We start from the raw sequence: 18,635 nt of genomic DNA on the forward strand, positions 1-18,635 counted from the left end.
AATCAGTGCTTGCGGCTCTTCTTGAGGATTGCCCGGATGGTCAGCAGCAGCACGATGGCCACGATCTGGCCGCCGACGACGATGCGGTTGACGTCGACCGCCGGCTGCCAGCGGACCTCACCGTCCTTGACCACGAACACCCCGGCGGGGGTGGCGCTGAGGCCGAATCCACCGCCGCTGCCTTCGCCGCCGGGCGCCGCGTCCGGATCCGCGGAGGCCTCCTGCCTGCCCATTCCCCCGCCGCCGCCCTGAACGACCCGGGCGACGGGGATGACCGTGACGCCGTCCTGCTGGATCGGGTCGCCGAAGACCCGCCTGACCGTCGCGGAGTCCTTCGCGCGTTCGACTAATTCCATGATGTCCATCCCCACATGCTGGCCCTAGACCCGGCGCAACACCACCATCTCGCTGCGGTGGTCGATGCCCGCCCGCGCGGAATCAGTCGAAGGTGGTCGAGATCTCGTGCCACCCGCCGGGTGCGATCTTCTCGGCCTCCTTGGGCCCCCAGGTGCCCTTCGCGTACGGCAGCGGCCGGTCCGGCAGGTCGAGGATGGGCTGGACGATCCGCCAGGACTCCTCCACCAGGTCGAACCTGGCGAACCGCAGGGGATCGCCGCTCACCGCGTCGGCCAGGATCCGCTGGTAGGCGGCCTCCATCGGGCCGAGCACCTTGGTGAAGTCGACGCTCACCGGCACTTGACGGGTGCGTTGCTTGCCGGGCTCCTTGGCGAGCACGTCGAACGTCACCCCGGCGTCGGGCTGCAGCCGGAACCTGATCAGGTTGGGGTTCAGGTCCGGGTCGTGCGGGAACAGCGAGATCGGCGGTGTGCGCAGCTCGGCGACGATCTCCAGGTCGGTCACCGGCAGCGCCTTACCGGCGCGGATGCAGAACGGCACCCCGGCCCATCGCCAGTTCTCGATGTGGGCGCGCAGCGCGACGAACGTCTCGGTGGTCGAACCCTCCTCGACACCCTCGGTGTCGAGGTAGCCCTCGTACTGGCCGCGGACCACGTCGACGGGCTTGACGGCCTCGACGGCGCGCAGCACCCGCCACTTCTCGTCCAGCTGGGCGCGGGCGTCCTTGGACGGCGGCGGGTCCATGGCCAGGATGGCGAGGAGTTGCATCAGGTGGTTCTGGACGACGTCGCGGATGGCGCCGTTGGCGTCGTAGAAGGCGCCCCGGTCGGCCACGTCGAAGTCCTCGGCCATGGTGATCTGCACGCTGCGGACGTAGTTGCGGTTCCAGATGGGCTCGACCAGCATGTTGGCGAACCGGAACACCAGGAGGTCCTCGACCGGCTCCTTACCCAGGAAGTGGTCGACCCGGCGCAGGTGGTCCTCGTCGAAATACTTCAGCAGCTCGGCGTTGAGCGCCTGGGCCGAGTCCAGGTCGTGGCCGAACGGCTTCTCCACGACGAGCCTGGCGTCCCTGTTGAGGCCCTCAGCGGCCAGCCCCTCGGCCACGACCGCGAACAGCGCGGGCGGCACGGCCAGGTAGTGGACCAGGAAACCCTTGCCCTCCAGCTCCTCGCGGAGCCGGGTGTAGGTGGCGGGGTCACGGTAGTCGCCCGACACCAGCCGCAGGTTGCCCGCCAGCTTCTCGAACGCCGCGTCGCGCGCGTCGCCACAGGCCGCGCGGGCGTGCTCGCGCAGCCCGTCGAGGTCCAGATCGGTCTTGGCCACGCCGATGATCGGCAGATCGAGCTCGCCCTTGGCGGTGAGCTGGTAGAGGGCGGGCAGGACCATCTTGCGCGCGAGGTCGCCGGTGATGCCGAACAGGACGAGCGCGCCCGCGGCCTTGGTGGCCTCCACGTCAGACCCGCCTTCCGCGCAGCTCGCGGTAGCGCCGGACGAGCCCTTCGGTGGAGGCGTCCGGGAAGGCGTCCGGCGGCTCCTCCGAGGTGAGCGCGGGCGCCAGGTCGAGCGCCATCTTCTTGCCCAGCTCGACGCCCCACTGGTCGAAGGAGTCGATGCCCCAGATGGTGCCCTCGACGAACGTCGCGTGCTCGTACAGGGCCACGAGCTGGCCGAGCGTGGACGGGGTGAGCTTGGTGGCCAGGATGGTGGAGGTGGGCCGGTTGCCGGGCATCACCTTGTGCGGCACGATCTCGGGCGGCGTGCCCTCGCCGGCGATCTCCTCGGCCGTCTTGCCGAAGGCCAGCGCGGAGGTCTGCGCGAACAGGTTCGCGTTGAGCAGGTCGTGCATGCCCTCGCGGTCCTCGAACGGCTCGGCGAACCCGATGAAGTCGGCGGGCACCAGCCGGGTGCCCTGGTGCAGCAGCTGGTAGAAGGCGTGCTGGCCGTTGGTGCCCGGCTCGCCCCAGAAGATTTCGCCCGTGTCGGTCGTGACGGGCGTGCCGTCGGCGCGCACGGACTTGCCGTTGGACTCCATGGTGAGCTGCTGCAGGTAGGCGGGGAAGCGGTGCAGCCGCTGGCTGTAGGGCAGGACGGCCCGGGTCTGGGCGCCGAAGAAGTCGTTGTACCAGACGCCGAGCAGGCCGAGCAGCACCGGCATGTTGGCCTTGAACGGCGAGGTGCGGAAGTGCTGGTCCATGGCGCGGAACCCGGCCAGCATCTCGCGGAACCGCTCGGGCCCGATCGCGATCATCAGGGACAGGCCGATGGCGCCGTCGTAGGAGTAGCGGCCGCCGACCCAGTCCCAGAAGCCGAACATGTTCGCGGTGTCGATGCCGAACTCGGCGACCTTCTCGGCGTTGGTCGAGACGGCCACGAAGTGCTGGGACACGGCCTCCTCGCCGAGCGCGTCGACCAGCCACTGGCGGGCGACCTTGGCGTTGGTCAGCGTCTCCAGGGTGGTGAACGTCTTGGAGCTGACCACGACCAGCGTGCTTGCCGGGTCCAGGCCGGCCAGGTTGCCGGTGATGTCGGCCGGGTCGATGTTGGAGACGAACCTGGCCGCGATGCCGGCGTCGGCGTAGTCGCGCAGCGCCTCGTAGGCCATGGCCGGGCCGAGATCGGAGCCGCCGATGCCGATGTTGACCACGGTGGTGATCGGCTGCCCGGTGGCGCCTGTCCAGTCCCGCGAGCGAACCCGGTCGGCGAAGGCGCTCATCTTGTCGAGCACGGCGTGCACGTCGGCGATGACGTCCTGGCCGTCGACCGTCAGCTCGGCCTCCTGGCTCATGCGCAGCGCGACGTGCAGGACGGCCCGGTCCTCGCTGACGTTGATGTGCTCGCCCCGGAACATCGCGGCGATCCGGTCGCGCAGCCCGGCTCGCTCGGCCAGCTGGACGAGCAGGTCGATCGTCTCGTCCGTGGCGCGGTGCTTGGCGTAGTCGAGGTAGAGGTCACCGGCGGTCAGCGTCATCCGCTCGGCGCGGCCGGGATCCTCCGCGAACAGCTCGCGCAGCTGCTTGCCCGCCAGCTCCTCGTGGTGCTTGTCCAGTGCCGCCCACTCCTGGCTCTGGGTGATGTCGCCGCCCACTCGTCCTCCTCGTACCGTCAAACGATCACACTAGTCCCGTACCGGGCAAGATATCGCGCGGGACTCCAGGTCAGTGGGATTCCCTGCCCACGGCATCCCCGCTCGAACCTGTGAGGAAGTCCAGGTCCGCTCCCTTGTCGGCCTGCATGACGTGGTCGACGTACAGGCGCTCCCAGCCGCGGGACGGGGCGGCGTGCCCGTTGACGGCCGGCTCCCTGGCGGCCATCTCGGCGTCGGGGATGTCGACGTAGAGCCGCCTGGCCGCGACGTCCAGCACGATGGGGTCGCCGGTCCGCACCCGCGCGAGCGGCCCGCCGGCCGCCGCCTCGGGCGCGGTGTGCAGCACGACCGTGCCGTACGCGGTGCCGCTCATCCGGGCGTCGCTGATGCGGACCATGTCGCGCACGCCCTTGGCCAGCAGTTTCGCGGGCAGCGGCAGGTTGCCCAGCTCGGGCATGCCGGGGTAGCCCTTGGGCCCGCAGCCGCGCAGCACCAGGACCGAGGTCTCGTCGACGTCCAGGTCCGGTGAGTCGAGCCGGGCGTTGAGATCCTCCACGCTGTCGAACACGACGGCCCGGCCGCGGTGGCTCAGCAGTTCCGGCGAGGCGGCGGCGGGCTTGATCACCGCGCCGTCCGGCGCGAGGTTGCCGCGCAGCACCGCGATCCCGGCCTCGGGCAGCAGCGGATCGGCGCGCCGCCGGATGACGCTCTCGTCCCAGATCTCCGCCTCTGCGAGGTGTTCCACGAGCGGCCGGCCGCTGACGGTCAGCGTCGCCGGGTCCAGCAGGTCCGCCACCTCCTTCAGTACGGCCGTCAGCCCGCCCGCCCTGAACAGGTCGTCCATCAGGTGACGGCCCGCCGGCTGGAGGTCGACCAGCAGCGGCACTCCCCTGCCGGTCCGGTCGAAGTCGTCCAGCGCCAGCTCGACGCCGAGGCGCCCGGCGATGGCCAGCAGGTGGACGACGGCGTTGGTGGAGCCGCCGATCGCGGCCAGCGTCACGATCGCGTTGAGGAACGATCCCCTGGTCATCACCTGGCTCGGCCGCAGGTCTCGACGTACCAGCTCGACGGCGAGCCGGCCGCTCTCGTGGGAGCGTTCGAGCAGCCTGCTGTCGGGTGCGGGGGTGCCCGCCGTGCCGGGCAGGGTCATGCCGAGTGCCTCGGCCATGCAGGCCATGGTCGAGGCGGTGCCCATCGTGTTGCAGTGGCCGCGGCTGCGGATCATGGACGACTCGGAGCGGAGGAACGCCTCGCGGGAGAGAGTCCCCGCGCGTACCTCCTCGCTCAGCCGCCACACGTCGGTGCCGCAGCCGAGCGGGACGCCGCGGAAGTGGCCGGTCAGCATCGGGCCGCCGGGCACCACCAGGGCGGGCAGGTCCACCGAGGCGGCGGCCATCAGCAGCGACGGGATGGTCTTGTCGCAGCCGCCGAGCAGTACCACGCCGTCGATCGGGTTGGCGCGCAGCATCTCCTCGGTGGCCATGGCGGCGAGGTTGCGCCAGAGCATCGCGGTGGGCCGGACGTTCGTCTCCCCGAGGGAGACGACGGGCAGGTTGAGCGGGACGCCGCCGGCCGCCCACACGCCCTGCTTGACGCTGTCGGCCACCTCGTCGAGGTGGGAGTTGCACGGGGTGAGGTCGGAGGCGGTGTTGGCGATCGCGATGTGCGGCCGGTCCCCGTCGAATGCGGCCTCCGGCAGGCCACGGCGCATCCAGGCGCGATGGATGTAGGAGTTCCGGTCTTGACCTGAATACCAGCGGGAGCTGCGGAGCGGCATGCCCTCATCCTGACATCCCGCTATTTGGGGATGAAACCGGCGGCCCGTGCAGGGGCACGGGCCGCCGGTGGGGCGTGATCTCACTGGCCGCCGGAGCGTGAGATCACGGTCCAGGGTGGATACACCTTTTAGGCGTTCCATCCAGTTCCACGCCGTTCCACCTCACACCGGGTGATAGCTGCATCGCACCCCCATCTGTACGGCGGACCGCAGCCGCTCCGCGATGACCGGGTCCGCCTCGCCGATGCGTACCAGGGCCCGCCTGATGGCCTTGCCCACGGCGATCCTGGCCCGTTCCTCGCTGCCGGCGAACTGGCGCGCCCGCCCGGCCAGCCCGGTGGCGGCGGCCAGCTCGTCGATCAGCCAGTCGCGCTCGGCCCGCAGCGTGGCGGCCCGCTGCAGGTCGTGCATCGCCTCCAGCTCGTCGATCTCGGCCTGCAACCCGGACAGCCGCCGCTTGTAGGTCTGCCTGGCCTGCTCGTCCAGCACCGGCTGGGCCGACTCGGCGGCCTCGCCGGCCGCCGCCCCCGCGGCCAGGTCCACGGCCGGGATCTCGCGGCCGGGGTTGGCCAGCAGGGTCGCCAGGTGGGCCATGCCCACGATGTGGTCGACGAGCACGGTCCGGCCGTTCAGCTCGATCCGCCACTTGCGGCCCTGGCGCGCGCAGACGACCTCCGCCGGGGCCGCCGGACCGTCGTCGGGCAGCGTCATGCCCAGCGACGCGGCCTCCTGCCGGGCCAGCGCCAGCACCCTGTGTGACTCCTCGGTCCCGCGCAGGGCCTGGCCGAGCCGCAGGCGGGAGAGCGCGACGGCGGGCCAGTGCCCCAGGGCGAGGTTGTCGTGCACGGCGGCCCGCAGATAGGCGATCGCCTTGTCCGTCTGGCCGCAGGTCAGCATGGCCACACCCAGAGAATGGCGGACCGAGCCGAGGCAGGCGACGCCCAGGCTGACGACGACGGGCAGCCGCTCGAACGGGGAGAGCACGGCATGGATCTCGGCCGCCGTGTCGGCGTCGCCGAGCAGGTACGCCGCCTCGGCCGCGCCGTACATCGAGATGAGCCAGGTGCTGGAGCGGGGCAGCGCCGCCAGATCCCGGCCGCGCAGCCGGGCCAGCGCTCCCTCAGCCAGCCGCCGCTCCCCCGCGGTGGCCGCCGACACCGCGAGCACCGCCCACAACGAGCTGTCCACCGCGCTGAGATCCGGCGAGTTGACCAGGTCCGCCAGCATGGGGACGAGCTCGGCGGCGCGTCCCTGGTACCAGCGGAGAGTCGCGAGCTGGCCGGCGTACCAGCCCGCGCTGTCGATGTCGCCGGCCGCCGCTCCCCGGTCGGCGCAGGCTCCGGCCCTCGCCTCGGCCTCCGCCAGCCGGCCGCCCCTGATGCCGAGCATGACCTCCATCGCGTCCACGACGAACCCGACCGCCAGGTGGTCCTCCCTGGACAGCAGACCGCGCAGCTCCACCAGCGCCCGCTCGGCGTGGGGGTCGGCGTCCAGCACCAGGTCGACGGTCCGCCACAGCAGCCCCATCAGCAGGTCGCCGCGACGCCCGGTCCGCGGCGCCTGCTCGATCAGCTCCTCGGCCAGTGCCAGGCGCAGGGCGCCGTGCTCGGGTCCCAGAACGCAGTGGTGGGCCAGGCTCAGCGCCTCGGCCAGTGCGACGGCGTCACCGGCCCGCCTGGCCTCCTCGACCATGGCCAGGATCGCCTCGTGCCCGCCGGCGCGGTAGTCGTCCTCGCCGGCCAGGCGTACCCGCAGCCGTAACGCCAGTGAGGAGCGCGGTTCGACCAGCGCCAGAGCCTGGCGCTGGCGCGCGCGCACCGCGGCCGCCTCGGCGGCCGTGCGGTGCTCGTGCACCCACAACCCGCCCAGCCCGAGCGCCGCCCGCGCCATCCCGTCCGCGTCGCCGTGCCGTTCGGCCTCCCGGTGGGCGGTCTCGAACCAGCGCCGCGCCGCCCGCAGGCTGCCTTCCCCATACAGTGCGTGCTCTCCCGACAGCAACGACATCTCTATGCCGTCGTGTACGGCCAATCCCCGCGATCCGCCCACCGGCGTCCTCCGCACCCCGTTATGGCAGCGCGCGTTCGCGCGCACTTCCAGTGACTGCGGCCCCCCACCGATATGACGGATGTTAACCGAATGAGGTTCAGCTAGGTCGCATCAGAGTGCATCAAATTGGATCAGGATGACTGCCGCCTAAGGTTGAGCGGCGTTCCTGGAGGAATCAGCAGAGACATGGAGCGAATCGATGCGTACTGGCGCGCGGCGAACTATCTGTCGGTGGGCCAGATCTATCTACTGGACAATCCACTACTTAAGACGCCATTGACCCCAGAGCACATCAAACCCCGCCTACTCGGCCATTGGGGCACCACGCCGGGACTGAACTTCTGCTTCGCCCACCTCAACCGGGTGATCCGCGAACGCGACCAGGACATGATCTACATCGCCGGCCCCGGCCACGGCGGTCCGGCAGCGGTAGCACACGCCTGGCTGGAAGGCACCTACTCCGAACGCTATCCAGACGTCTCCCAGGACGCCGCCGGGATGCAACGGCTGTTCCGGCAGTTCTCCTTCCCGGGCGGCATCCCGAGCCATGTCGCGCCGGAGACGCCCGGCTCCATCCACGAGGGCGGCGAACTCGGCTACTCCCTCGCCCACGCCTACGGCGCCGCCTTCGACAACCCCGGCCTGGTCGTGGCCTGCGTCATCGGCGACGGCGAAGCCGAGACCGGACCCCTGGCCGGCAGCTGGCACTCCAACAAGTTCCTCGACCCGGCCCATGACGGCGTGGTGCTGCCGATCCTGCACCTGAACGGCTACAAGATCGCTAACCCGACCGTGCCGGCCCGCATCCCGGAGGCCGAACTGCTGTCGCTGATGGAGGGCTACGGCTACCGGCCGCACATCGTCGGCGCCGACCACGAGCAGATGGCCACGACCCTGGACACCGTCTTCGACCAGATCGCCGACTACAAACAGGGCCGAGACCGCCTCCCCATGATCATCCTGCGCACCCCGAAGGGCTGGACCGGGCCCCGCGTCGTGGACGGACTGCCCGTAGAGGGCACCTGGCGCGCCCACCAAGTACCCCTGGCCAAGGTACGGGAGAACCCCGAACACCTGGCGATGCTGGAGGAGTGGATGCGCTCCTACCGCCCCGAAGAACTGTTCGACGACGACGGCCGACCGGTGGCCTCGATCCGGGAGACGGTGCCGCCGGGTGACCGCAGGATGAGCGCCAACCCGCACACCAACGGCGGCGAACTCCTCCAACCGCTGCGACTACCCGACTTCCGCACCCACGCCGTCGATGTCAAGACACCCGCCACCCAATCCAGCGAACCCACCCGCATACTCGGCACCCTGCTACGCGACGTGATCGCCGCCAACCCGCGCACCTTCCGGCTGATGGGCCCCGACGAGACCGACTCCAACCGGCTCTCAGCCGTGTTCGAGGTCACCGACCGGGCCTGGAACACCCGCCTCGAACCCACCGACATGAACCTGGCCCCCGGCGGCCGGGTGATGGAGGTGCTCAGCGAACACCTGTGCCAGGGCTGGCTGGAGGGCTACCTGCTGACCGGGCGGCACGGCCTGTTCAACTGCTACGAGGCGTTCATCCACATCATCGACGCCATGTTCAACCAGCACGCCAAATGGCTGGAGTCCTCCCAGAAGATCCCCTGGCGGCGGCCCGTCGCCTCACTCACCTACCTGCTGTCCTCACACGTGTGGCGGCAGGACCACAACGGCTTCTCCCACCAGGACCCCGGCTTCCTGGACGTCGTGGTCAACAAGAAGGCCAGCGTCGTACGGGTCTACCTGCCACCCGACGCCAACACACTCCTGTCGGTCGGCGACCACTGCCTGCGCTCACGCGACTACGTCAACGTCATCGTGGCCGGCAAGCAGCCGGTGCTCGACCTGTTCACCATGGACCAGGCCATCGCCCACTGCACCCGCGGCCTGGGCATCCTGCCCTGGGCCTCCACCGACGAGGGAAGCGACCCCGACGTCGTCCTCGCCTGCGCCGGCGACATCCCCACCCTGGAAACCCTGGCCGCCACCGCCCTGCTCCGCGAACACCTGCCCGAACTACGCGTACGCGTGATCAACGTGGTCGACCTGATGCGCCTGCAACCACCCTCGGAACACCCACACGGCCTGCCCGACAACGAGTACGATGCCCTGTTCACCACCGACAAGCCGGTCATCTTCAACTTCCACGGCTATCCCTCCCTCATCCACCGCCTCACCTACCGCCGCCACGGCCACGCCCACCTGCACGTCCGCGGCTACAAGGAGGAAGGCACCACCACCACGCCCTTCGACATGGCCATGCTCAACGACATCGACCGCTACCACCTGGTCACCGACGTCATCGACCGCACACCGGGACTCGGCTCCTCCCAGGCCCACCTCCGCCAGCGAATGACCGACGCCCGCCTGCGCGCCCGCGCCCACACCCGTGAACACGGCGAGGACGCGCCCGAGATCCGGGAGTGGACATGGCCGGACAGATTCTCGTCCTGAACACCGGCTCCTCCTCCATCAAGTACGAGCTGGTGGACGTCGAGTCACGCAAGCGGCCGGCCAGGGGGCTGGTGGAGCGGATCGGCGAGAGGGAGGGGCGGTTGATCCACCACGCCGGTGACGACCCGCCGTACGAGCGGAAGGAGCGGTTCGGCGACCACGCGGCCGGACTGGCCGCCATGCTGGCCGCCTTCGATGAGTCGGGGCCCGCGCTCGAACCGGTGGCGGTGGGGCATCGGGTGGTGCACGGCGGGACCCGATTCCGGGAGGCGGTGCTGGTGGACGACGGCGTGATCAGCGCCATCGGGGATCTCTCGCCGCTCGCGCCCCTGCACAACCCGGTGAATCTGACCGGCATCCGGGTGGCCCGCGAGGCCTTTCCCGGCGTGCCACAGGTGGCCGTGTTCGACACCGCCTTCCATCGGACGCTGCCGCCCGAGGCGTACACCTACGCCGTGCCCCGCGACTGGCATGACCGGCTGGGCGTGCGGCGCTACGGCTTCCACGGCACGTCCTGCGCGTACGTGTCGGCGCGGGCGGCCGAGTTGCTGGATCGCGATCCGGCGCGGACGAACCTGATCGTGCTGCACCTCGGCAACGGCGCGAGCGCGACCGCGATCGAGGGTGGCCGCAGCGTCGACACCTCCATGGGGCTCACCCCGCTGGAGGGGCTGGTCATGGGCACCCGTTCCGGGGACGTGGACCCGGCGCTGACCGGCTACCTGGCCCGGGCGGGCGGCATGGACATCGTACGGACGGAGAAGGAGCTGTCGTACCGCAGCGGCATGCTCGCGCTCGCCGGCACCGGCGACATGCGCGAGGTGCGGCGCCGGGCCCGCGAAGGCGACGAGCGGGCGCGGCTCGCGCTGGACATCTACGGCCGCCGGATCAGGAAGTACGTCGGGGCCTATTACGCGCTGCTCGGCCGGGTGGACGCGATCGTCTTCACGGGCGGCGTCGGCGAGCACGACCCGGCCACCCGGGCCGCCGCGCTGACCGGGCTGCATCGCCTCGGCATCGCCCTCGACCCGGCGCGCAACGAGGCCGACGAGACGGGCGAGCGGCGGGTGTCCACGCCGGATTCGGAGGTGGCCGTGCTGGTGGTGCCCACTGACGAGGAATGGGAGATCGCCCGGCAGACACTCGCGCTGATCCACGTGTGACCGGCGGCGCCGGGCCGGCCGCGATTGCGGCCTGTGCGCCTCGACACGCTCGCCGAACTCCCGCAGAGCCGAACCTGTCAGGGCCGCGGAGCGTATCCTCTGACCTCGACCGGTCGCGGAGGTAGGGCCAGCCCTACCCCGAAAACGGGTGACAGCAGGACTTCGCGATCACGGTTATCCCGAAATGCTGATGGTGAACGATCGGGAATCGAGTCTGGAGCATCGGAGAATCTGTGACTGACGTGAGCACTACTCGCGCCGCCACGGCATCGGCATCGGCGTCGGAAGAGAGGGGAAGCGACTTCGCCCGCCTGTCACGCCGCGTGGCCCAGGCAGGCCTCATGGAACGGCGACCCGTCTACTACGCCACTCGGATCAGCGTGGTGACGGGCCTCTTCGCGGCGGGCTGGGTGGCGTTCGCCCTGGTCGGCGACTCGTGGTGGCAGATTCTGGTCGCGGTGTTCCAGGCGGCGACGTTCGGCCAGGTGGCCCTGCTCGCCCACGACCTGGCCCACGGGCAGGTGTTCCCGTCCCGGCGCAACAGCGCGATCGCGGGCCTGCTCGTCGGCAACCTCGGCATCGGGCTCAGCTACGGGTGGTGGCAGGACAAGCACACGCGCCACCACGCCAACCCCAACCACGAGGACCACGACCCCGACGTCGCGCCCGACGTCCTGCTCTGGTCGATCAAGCAGGCCGAGGCCAGCCGGGGACTGCCCCGATTCATCGGCCGCTGGCAGGCGTTCCTGTTCTTCCCGCTGCTGACGCTGGAGGGGCTCAACCTGCACATCTCCAGCGTCCGGGCGCTGCGCCGCGACTCCCTCAAGAACCGGCTGGCCGAAGGGCTGCTGCTGCTCGCGCACTTCGTCATCTACCTGGGTGGCGTCTTCGCGGTCCTGCCGGTGGGCAAGGCCGTGGTCTTCCTGCTGGTGCACCAGGCGTGCTTCGGTGTCTACCTGGGGTGCACGTTCGCCCCCAACCACAAGGGCATGCCGGTCCTCACCGCCGAGGACGAGCTGGACTTCCTGCGCCGCCAGGTGCTCACCTCCCGGAACGTGCGCGGCGGTCGGGTGATCAACACGGCTCTGGGCGGCCTCAACTACCAGATCGAGCATCACCTGTTCCCCGGCATGCCGACCCCCAACCTGCGCAAGGTGCAACCGCTGGTGCGTGAGCACTGTGAGTCGCTGGGGGTGGCGTACGTGGAGTGCGGGCTGCTGGCCTCCTGGGGCCAGGCGATGAAGTACCTCCACGAGGTGGGCGCGCCCCTGCGCGCTCGCCGGTAGGACCGGCGCGGGCGGTGTGCTGGGACGGGTGACGTGGTGACGCGGGTCCGGGTGGCCAGGGAGATCGCGCGGCGGTGGGTGGCCGAGGTGGGCTCCGGGCTGCCCGGGTTCGGCGGGGCGTTCCTGACCGGCTCGGTGTTGTGGTCGCCGGCGGACGCGGTCCTGGCCACCAGCTCCGATGTGGACGTGATGGTGGTGCTGGACGTCGCGGAGCCGCCCATCAAGCCCGGCAAGCTGCGGTACGGCGGCGTTTTGCTGGAAATTTCGTATATGTCGGGTGAGCGGTTGGCGTCGGCGGAGGACGTCCTGGGCGATTACCACCTGGCCGGCAGCTTCCACCTGCCCGGGGTGCTGGCGGATCCGAGCGGGCGGCTGACCGCGCTGCACGAGGTGGTGGCCCGCGAGTTCGCCGACCGGCGGCGGGTGCTGCGGCGGTGCGGCGCGGCGATGGACGTGGTGCGCCGCGGGATCGCCGGTATGGACGAGGCGACGCCGCCGGTCGACCAGGTGATGTCGTGGCTGTTCGGCACCGGGGTCACGACCCATGTACTGCTGGTCGCCGGGCTGCGGAACCCCACCGTCCGCCGCCGTTATGAGGCCGTGCGGGAGCTGCTGGACGTACACGGGATGCTGGACCGGCACGAGAGGCTGCTGGAACTGCTCGGATGCGGCGCTCTGGGGGCGGCGCGCGTGGCGGGGCACCTGGATGTGCTGGAGCGGGTGTTCGACGCGGCCAAGGACGTCCGGGCCGCGTCGTACCCGTTCTCCTCGGACATCAGCCAGGCGGCCCGGCCGCTGTCGATCGACGGCAGCCGGGAGCTCATCGCGCGCGGCCTGCACCGGGAGGCGGTGTTCTGGCTGGTGGCGACGTACGCGCGGTGCCTGAAGAAGCTGTCGCTGGCGGGGGCGCCCACGGGGCCCTACGAGGAGGGGTTTCGCGCGTTGCTGGCCGACCTCGGCGCCGAGACGTTCGCGGACCGGCGGCAGCGCGGGCAGCGCGTACTGGACGCGCTACCCGACCTGTGGCACACCGCCGAAACCCTCGCCCCCGCCTGACGCGTGTGTCCGGGTGAGCCGCGTCTGATCGCCCGGCAGCACGCGCGTCAGAGGCCGTAACCCTCCTCCAAGAGGCGCAGCCAGATCTCGCTCACCGTGGGGAACGACGGGACGGCGTGCCAGAGCCGGTCGAGCGGCACCTCGGCGGTCACCGCGATGGTCGCCGCGTGCAGCAGCTCGGCCACCCCGGGACCGGCGAACGTGACGCCCAGCAGCACCCGCCGCTCCTCGTCCACGACCGCCTTGGCCCGGCCGCGATAGCCGTCGCCGAGGAGGTAGGCCCCCGTGACATTGCCCAGGTCGTATTCGACCACCCGCACCGAGAATCCGGCCTTGCGGGCGGCGGCCTCGGTGCGGCCCACCGCACAGATCTGCGGGTCGGTGAACACCACCTGCGGCGCCCCGTACCCGTCCGCGATGTCGCGCATCGCGAGGAGCGTCTCGTCACTGCCCTTGGCGCGGGCCGCGATGACATCGCCGCAGACCCGCGCCTGGTACTTGCCCATGTGCGTGAGCAGGGCGCGGCCGTTGACGTCGCCGATCGCGTACAGCCAGCCGCCCTCGACGTCCGTCGCCCGCATGCTGTCGTCCACCTCGACCGAACGGCCACCTGCCAGGCCGACCGTCTCCAGCCCCAGACCGGCGGTGGCGGGCACCCGGCCGGTGGCCACCAGCAGCTCGTCGGCCTCCAGCGGCGGGCCGTCGGACAGGTGCACGGTCACCTTGCCACCGGGCTCCGGCCGCTCGACGCGAATGACGTCCGTGTGGGTCCGCACGTCGATCCCGGCTTCGGCGAACGACTCGGCCAGCAGCTCACCGGTGAACGGCTCCATCCTGGCCAGCAGCGAACCGCCGCGTACGAGGACCGTGGTCTGCCGCGCGCCCAGCCCGTGCATGGCCTGCGCCATCTCACAGGCGACCACTCCGCCACCGATCACGGCCAGCCGCTCCGGCACCGCCTGAGCGGCCGTGACCTCGTGACTCGTCCAGGGCTTCGCCTCGGCCAGTCCCGGCACCGGGGGGACCAGCGCGGTGCTCCCGGTGGCCAGCACAATGGCGTGCCTCGCGGTCAGCACCCGTTCGGTGGTCTCCTGCCCGTCTCGCGTGGTCACTCGCACCCGCTTGACCCCGTCGAGCCGCCCCCGGCCCCGGACGAACTCGACGGGCACGTTCTTGATCCACTCGACCTGCCCCGAGTCGTTGTAGTGCGCCACGGCCTCGTCGCGCCGGGCGAGCACCTTGCTCACCTCGAGCGGGCCGAGCGACATGCCGGGCACCCGGCCCACCTCGCCCGCCAGGTCCACCGGGCGCAGCAACGCCTTGCTCGGGATACAGGCCCAATAGGAGCATTCGCCACCAGCCAGGCGGTCCTCCACGATGGCGGCGGTCAGACCGCCGCGCACGGCTCTGGCCGCGGCGTTCTCGCCGGCGGGGCCGGCGCCGATCACTATGACGTCGAACTCGTCGGTCATGCCAACCTCTCCCTTAACGCTCGCCCCGCTACCGCGGCTCTCACCAGCAGTCTCCCACCGGTTCCCCTTACCCCCTCGCCAAGGGGCGGCACTGACGGACAGGTTCCGCCCGACTGCCCGAGGCCGGCCCCCTTGGGAACGGCTGGTATTTGGGAGGGCCGATCTTTTGGGCGGCCGGTCGCCGGGCGCGCTGAGTCAGTTCTGTTCCGAAGCCGGCTCTCTTGTCCGGTTCCGCTCGGGTACCGGGCCGGGCGGCCAGTGGTCATCGGGCGTCGTACCGAGGGGGTCGGTGATGACGAGCATCTCGTTGCCGCCGAAGTCGCCGACCACCTGGAATCCGGCCTGCGCGAGGATCGTGCGCAGGGCGAGCTGTACGGCGGTGCGGATGGTCTCGTACTTCACCATGTCGGCCTTGGCGAGATCGGGAGATGCCTCCCACGAGACGACCACCCCGCGACCGGGCTCGCGCCGGAGGCTGAGACCGCCTTCACCCGGGTGCCCCGACGACCCGGATGGCCCGTTTGGCTTGGGCGGCTTCGGGGATTCAACGGTGAACCCCGCGTTGGTTAACTCTTGACGGATGAGATGTTCCAGGTTCGCGGGGTCGTACCGTGCGGGGTTCACGTCATCCTGCTGCCCCGAGACCGCCCTCTCATGCGAGTTCCCCTCATGCGGCCGATCGGCTCGCGCGACCGGTCAGGGACTCTGGAATCATCTCAGCGCGGACAGGCCCCACAGTTCGGCGATGCGTCCGTCTCGCACCCGGAAGATCTCCAGCATCGTCGGTGGAGACTGCTCGACGACATCGGCCGGGAGCCCGTGCAGGGACGTGCGGACGGCGACCTTGTCCCCGTCGATGAGCATGTCCTCGACGATCACCTGGACCTCGGGGAACCTCTCGTGGAAGCGCGTCCACGCTCGGACAACGCTCTCGGCTCCAGTCGTGCCCAACGGGTGGCTGACGAAATCCGGAGCGAAGATCGTCTCGGCGGCCGCGAAGTCATGGGCGTTGAACGCCTCGTACATGCGCTGCCCGACAGCTCGCGCGTCGTCGATCATCTGCCTGCTCTTTTCTGGAGGTTTCACGGGTTCTTGTGGGTTGCACGGGTTCTTGTGGGTTGCACGGGTTCTTGTGGGTATCAGGGGCCATCAGCCGACCGGGTCGATGCGGGCCATGTTGGCGCGCAGGCGCTCCAGGGCGCGCAGCACGGTCTCCCGCTCGGGCGGGCTGATCCCGTCGAGCAGCCGCACCTGGTATGCCTGGTGAGACCGCTCGAGGTCGGCGGCCGCTCGCTCGCCGGTGGATGTCAGGCTGGCCAGGGTGTAACGGTTGTCCGCCGGATCGATGCGACGGCTGACCAGTCCCTCGGCCTCGAACTCCTTGATCAGCCGGGTGACGCTCGCCCCATCGAGGGACAGGCCCTGACGCAGGTCGCTGTGGCTGGTCTCCCCGTTCCTCCACAGCCGCATCAGCAGCTGCAGTCTGGGCGAACTCATCCCCACATGCCGCGCGAACGCCTGGCGCGTCTCACCGCAGGCACCGCCCAACTCGCGGAAGAACCTGTCTTCGGAAGTCTCCACACGTGCTCTCTCTACCGTCGGCACCCCCGTCCCCACTGGAAGAGCGATCACCTCTACTCTTTCTATCAACAACTCTTGACTTCATCAAGAGTATGAGCCGTCAAGAGGCCACCGAAACGGCGTGGTGCACGGACGTGGGATCCGCGGCCAGGGCGAGCAGGCAGTGGGCCGTGTCGGCGCGGGTCGTACTGAGGCCGCCCCTGAGGTTGGTGTCCCACGCCGTGCGGTAGCGGCCCGTCAGCCCGCGGTCGGTCAGGCGGCTCGGCCGTACGATGGTCCAGTCGAGGTTCGTCGCGCGCAGCCGCCGCTCGGCCTCCCGGAGGTCGGCGTAGGAGTTCTTGAAGAGCCGCTGCACGATGAGCGGCTTGACCACGTACCGGACGAACACCCCGTCGCCCGCGTCGGCCACCAAGCCGCTGGCGCTGGTCATGAGCAGGCGTCGCGTGCGGCCTCGCGCCATCGCCGTGGCGATGGCGCTGATGCTGTCGGAGTACACCGTGGTGGGCCCCCGACCGCCGGAACCCATCGCGGACAGTACGGCGTCGCGATCCCTGACGGCGGGCGCGATGGCGTCCGGGTCCATCAGGTCGGCCTGGACGATGTCGAGGCCGGACGGCAGGTCGGCGGGCAGCCGCCGGGGATCGCGGACCACCGCGGTCACCTCATGCCCGGCGGCGAGGGCCTGGCGAAGCAGCTCGATGCCAGTACCTCCGGTAGCTCCGAAGATCGTCAGCTTCATGGGGCCTCCTCAGCTCCCGCCCATAGTGAGTGAATGCCCACTCACCGGTCAAATCAGAGAGACGGCGCTCGCGCACTCGTGTCAGTCGATGATGCTCTTGGGCGAAGCCCGGCCGCGAACGGCCGTGCGGGCCCACCTACGGCTCATGGCCGAACTGGATCGAGTCCTAGTTCGCCGCACTGCGCTACTACGCCCGGCCACCGCACCCATGACGAGCAGAACACGATGCGGGTGGCCGGCCTCTACCGGGTCCTGTCCTTGGCAATGCCGTTGCGGAGGCGGGTGAAGATCCATTCGATGAGATGGACCAGCACGCGCCCGGACAGTCAGCGGCCGTACGCCTCCAGCAGCCGCAGCCACACCTCGCTGACCGTGGGGTACGCCGGAACCGCGTGCCACAGCCGGTCCAGCGCAACCTCGCCGACGACCGCGATCGTCGCGGCGTGCAGCAGTTCCGCGACGTCCGGACCCACGAGCGTGCAGCCGACGATCACTTTCGGTCCTCGTCGACGACCATGCGGGCGTGGCCCCCGGTATCCGTCGGCGTGCAGGGCGGATCCGGCGACGGCGCCCAGGTCGTAGTCGACGACGCGGATCCGTGTCCCGGCGGCCTCGGCCGCCGCCACGGTCAGCCCCACCGACGCGATCTCCGGTTCGGTGAAGACCACCTGGGGCACCGCGCGCTCGTCGGCCGTGGCCAGGTGCCGGCCCCAGCGGCCGTCCTCGACCGCTTCGCCCTTCGCCCGCGCCACGATGACGTCGCCGACCGCGCGGGGCTGGTATTTGCCCTGGTGGGTCAGCAGCACTCGCCGGTTGACGTCACCGGCGGCGTACAGCCACCCGCCACCGATCGGCGTCCCGTCCTCCCCGACCACGCGCAGCGTGTCGTCCACCGTGAGCCAGGCACCCGGCGTCAGGCCAACCGCGCCGAGACCGATGTCCTGGGTGTTCGGTGTCCGGCCGATCGCCACCAGAACATCGTCGGCCTCGACCTGCTCGCCGTCGGTCATCGTGATGTGCACCGTTCCGGCCTCGTCGCTGTGCACCGATGCGGCCTCCGCGCCGAGGCGTACCGACACACCGGCCTCCCATAACGACTCGGTGATCCGCTCGCCGGCGAACGGCTCGGCCAGCGGCAGCACACCGTCATGAACCAGCATCGTCACCGAGGACCCCAGGGCGGCGAAGGCGGTGGCCATCTCCGACGCCACCACGCCACCACGCCACCACCGATGACGGCGAACCGGCCGGGGACCGCGCTCGCGGCGGCCGCCTCCCGGCTGGTCCACGGCGCGGCCTCGCGCAAACCGCGGAGGTCCGGCAGCAGCGCGCCGCTTCAGGTCGCGATGACCACCGCATGCCGGGCCGTCAACGTGACCGGGACGCCGTCGTCGCCGGTCAGCTCGACCACGCCCGCGGACAAGATCCGGCCCTGAAGGTTTATGCCACCACCGACTACAGCGGACCGGAGGGAGCCTGAAACCGCAAGCCCGATCTGACGAGCAGTGGTGCGACCGCACGGCTCACGCTGTGAAGAATCCACGCCTCACGATGGCAAACCGCATCTGGGCCACCCCGCAGGT

General features: G+C 70.5%; 16 protein-coding genes. 5 read left to right on the plus strand and 11 right to left on the minus strand.

What is annotated here, in order from left to right; genetic code table 11:
* Window positions 1-2: 2 nt before the first annotated feature.
* The 5 genes from AB0H88_RS17820 to AB0H88_RS17840 form a co-directional block, all read right to left on the minus strand.
* Window positions 3-356, minus strand: coding sequence for a spore germination protein GerW family protein (locus AB0H88_RS17820; RefSeq protein ID WP_357645600.1), 354 nt, complete (start codon window positions 354-356; stop codon window positions 3-5).
* 82 nt (window positions 357-438) lie between these two features.
* Entirely contained in the window at window positions 439-1,812 is a 1,374-nt protein-coding gene (zwf, locus tag AB0H88_RS17825; RefSeq protein ID WP_357645602.1) for a glucose-6-phosphate dehydrogenase, read from the minus strand.
* Window position 1,813: 1 nt separating this feature from the next.
* Entirely contained in the window at window positions 1,814-3,445 is a 1,632-nt protein-coding gene (gene pgi, locus AB0H88_RS17830; RefSeq protein ID WP_357645604.1) for a glucose-6-phosphate isomerase, read from the minus strand.
* 70 nt (window positions 3,446-3,515) lie between these two features.
* Entirely contained in the window at window positions 3,516-5,222 is a 1,707-nt protein-coding gene (locus AB0H88_RS17835; RefSeq protein ID WP_357645606.1) for an IlvD/Edd family dehydratase, read from the minus strand.
* A gap of 162 nt (window positions 5,223-5,384) precedes the next feature.
* Window positions 5,385-7,268: a hypothetical protein gene (locus AB0H88_RS17840; protein ID WP_357645608.1), complete on the minus strand. Its 1,884-nt coding sequence runs from the start codon at window positions 7,266-7,268 to the stop codon at window positions 5,385-5,387.
* Between the two features lie 186 nt (window positions 7,269-7,454).
* Here AB0H88_RS17840 and AB0H88_RS17845 point away from each other — a divergent pair, with 186 nt between their 5' ends.
* From AB0H88_RS17845 to AB0H88_RS17860, 4 genes are all read left to right on the plus strand, one after another.
* Entirely contained in the window at window positions 7,455-9,755 is a 2,301-nt protein-coding gene (locus AB0H88_RS17845) for a phosphoketolase family protein (protein ID WP_357645609.1), read from the plus strand.
* Entirely contained in the window at window positions 9,731-10,918 is a 1,188-nt protein-coding gene (locus AB0H88_RS17850; RefSeq protein ID WP_357645611.1) for an acetate kinase, read from the plus strand. Before AB0H88_RS17845 ends, AB0H88_RS17850 begins: the two co-directional genes overlap by 25 nt.
* A gap of 341 nt (window positions 10,919-11,259) precedes the next feature.
* Window positions 11,260-12,204 (plus strand): acyl-CoA desaturase, encoded by a 945-nt coding sequence (locus AB0H88_RS17855; RefSeq protein WP_357645613.1) that lies wholly within the window; start codon window positions 11,260-11,262, stop codon window positions 12,202-12,204.
* Between the two features lie 33 nt (window positions 12,205-12,237).
* Window positions 12,238-13,260: a hypothetical protein gene (locus AB0H88_RS17860; RefSeq protein WP_357645615.1), complete on the plus strand. Its 1,023-nt coding sequence runs from the start codon at window positions 12,238-12,240 to the stop codon at window positions 13,258-13,260.
* A 47-nt stretch (window positions 13,261-13,307) separates the two neighbouring features.
* Here AB0H88_RS17860 and AB0H88_RS17865 read toward each other — a convergent pair whose 3' ends face one another.
* From AB0H88_RS17865 to AB0H88_RS17890, 6 genes are all read right to left on the minus strand, one after another.
* Window positions 13,308-14,732 (minus strand): NAD(P)/FAD-dependent oxidoreductase, encoded by a 1,425-nt coding sequence (locus AB0H88_RS17865; RefSeq protein ID WP_357645617.1) that lies wholly within the window; start codon window positions 14,730-14,732, stop codon window positions 13,308-13,310.
* A gap of 195 nt (window positions 14,733-14,927) precedes the next feature.
* The gene (locus AB0H88_RS17870) at window positions 14,928-15,182 is read right to left on the minus strand and encodes a hypothetical protein (protein ID WP_357645619.1); all 255 of its coding nucleotides are present in this window, start codon (window positions 15,180-15,182) and stop codon (window positions 14,928-14,930) included.
* 261 nt (window positions 15,183-15,443) lie between these two features.
* On the minus strand, window positions 15,444-15,791 hold the full coding sequence (locus AB0H88_RS17875; protein WP_357645621.1) for a nuclear transport factor 2 family protein: 348 nt from the start codon (window positions 15,789-15,791) through the stop codon (window positions 15,444-15,446).
* 90 nt (window positions 15,792-15,881) lie between these two features.
* Window positions 15,882-16,313 (minus strand): MarR family winged helix-turn-helix transcriptional regulator, encoded by a 432-nt coding sequence (locus tag AB0H88_RS17880; RefSeq protein ID WP_357645623.1) that lies wholly within the window; start codon window positions 16,311-16,313, stop codon window positions 15,882-15,884.
* A gap of 100 nt (window positions 16,314-16,413) precedes the next feature.
* Window positions 16,414-17,052 carry an SDR family oxidoreductase gene (locus tag AB0H88_RS17885; RefSeq protein WP_357645625.1) on the minus strand — a complete coding sequence of 213 codons (639 nt, stop codon included), beginning with the start codon at window positions 17,050-17,052 and terminating at the stop codon, window positions 16,414-16,416.
* A gap of 326 nt (window positions 17,053-17,378) precedes the next feature.
* The gene (locus tag AB0H88_RS17890; RefSeq protein WP_357645627.1) at window positions 17,379-18,263 is read right to left on the minus strand and encodes an FAD-dependent oxidoreductase; all 885 of its coding nucleotides are present in this window, start codon (window positions 18,261-18,263) and stop codon (window positions 17,379-17,381) included.
* A 21-nt stretch (window positions 18,264-18,284) separates the two neighbouring features.
* Between AB0H88_RS17890 and AB0H88_RS17895 the strand changes: the two genes are divergently transcribed.
* Window positions 18,285-18,488 carry a hypothetical protein gene (locus AB0H88_RS17895; protein WP_357645629.1) on the plus strand — a complete coding sequence of 68 codons (204 nt, stop codon included), beginning with the start codon at window positions 18,285-18,287 and terminating at the stop codon, window positions 18,486-18,488.
* The last annotated feature ends 147 nt before the right edge of the window (window positions 18,489-18,635 follow it).

The organism is Nonomuraea sp. NPDC050680 (assembly GCF_040654555.1).
In the GTDB taxonomy this organism is placed as follows: domain Bacteria; phylum Actinomycetota; class Actinomycetes; order Streptosporangiales; family Streptosporangiaceae; genus Nonomuraea.

Excerpts from the sequence above, each read along its gene's own strand:
- AB0H88_RS17845 (WP_357645609.1), top strand. The coding sequence starts at position 7,455 with ATGGAGCGAATCGATGCGTACTGGCGCGCGGCGAACTATCTGTCGGTG.
- AB0H88_RS17850 (WP_357645611.1), top strand. The coding sequence starts at position 9,731 with ATGGCCGGACAGATTCTCGTCCTGAACACCGGCTCCTCCTCCATCAAG.
- AB0H88_RS17875 (WP_357645621.1), bottom strand. The coding sequence starts at position 15,791 with ATGATCGACGACGCGCGAGCTGTCGGGCAGCGCATGTACGAGGCGTTC.
- AB0H88_RS17865 (WP_357645617.1), bottom strand. The coding sequence starts at position 14,732 with ATGACCGACGAGTTCGACGTCATAGTGATCGGCGCCGGCCCCGCCGGC.
- AB0H88_RS17820 (WP_357645600.1), bottom strand. The coding sequence starts at position 356 with ATGGAATTAGTCGAACGCGCGAAGGACTCCGCGACGGTCAGGCGGGTC.
- AB0H88_RS17885 (WP_357645625.1), bottom strand. The coding sequence starts at position 17,052 with ATGAAGCTGACGATCTTCGGAGCTACCGGAGGTACTGGCATCGAGCTG.
- AB0H88_RS17855 (WP_357645613.1), top strand. The coding sequence starts at position 11,260 with ATGGAACGGCGACCCGTCTACTACGCCACTCGGATCAGCGTGGTGACG.
- AB0H88_RS17835 (WP_357645606.1), bottom strand. The coding sequence starts at position 5,222 with ATGCCGCTCCGCAGCTCCCGCTGGTATTCAGGTCAAGACCGGAACTCC.
- AB0H88_RS17895 (WP_357645629.1), top strand. The coding sequence starts at position 18,285 with ATGACGGCGAACCGGCCGGGGACCGCGCTCGCGGCGGCCGCCTCCCGG.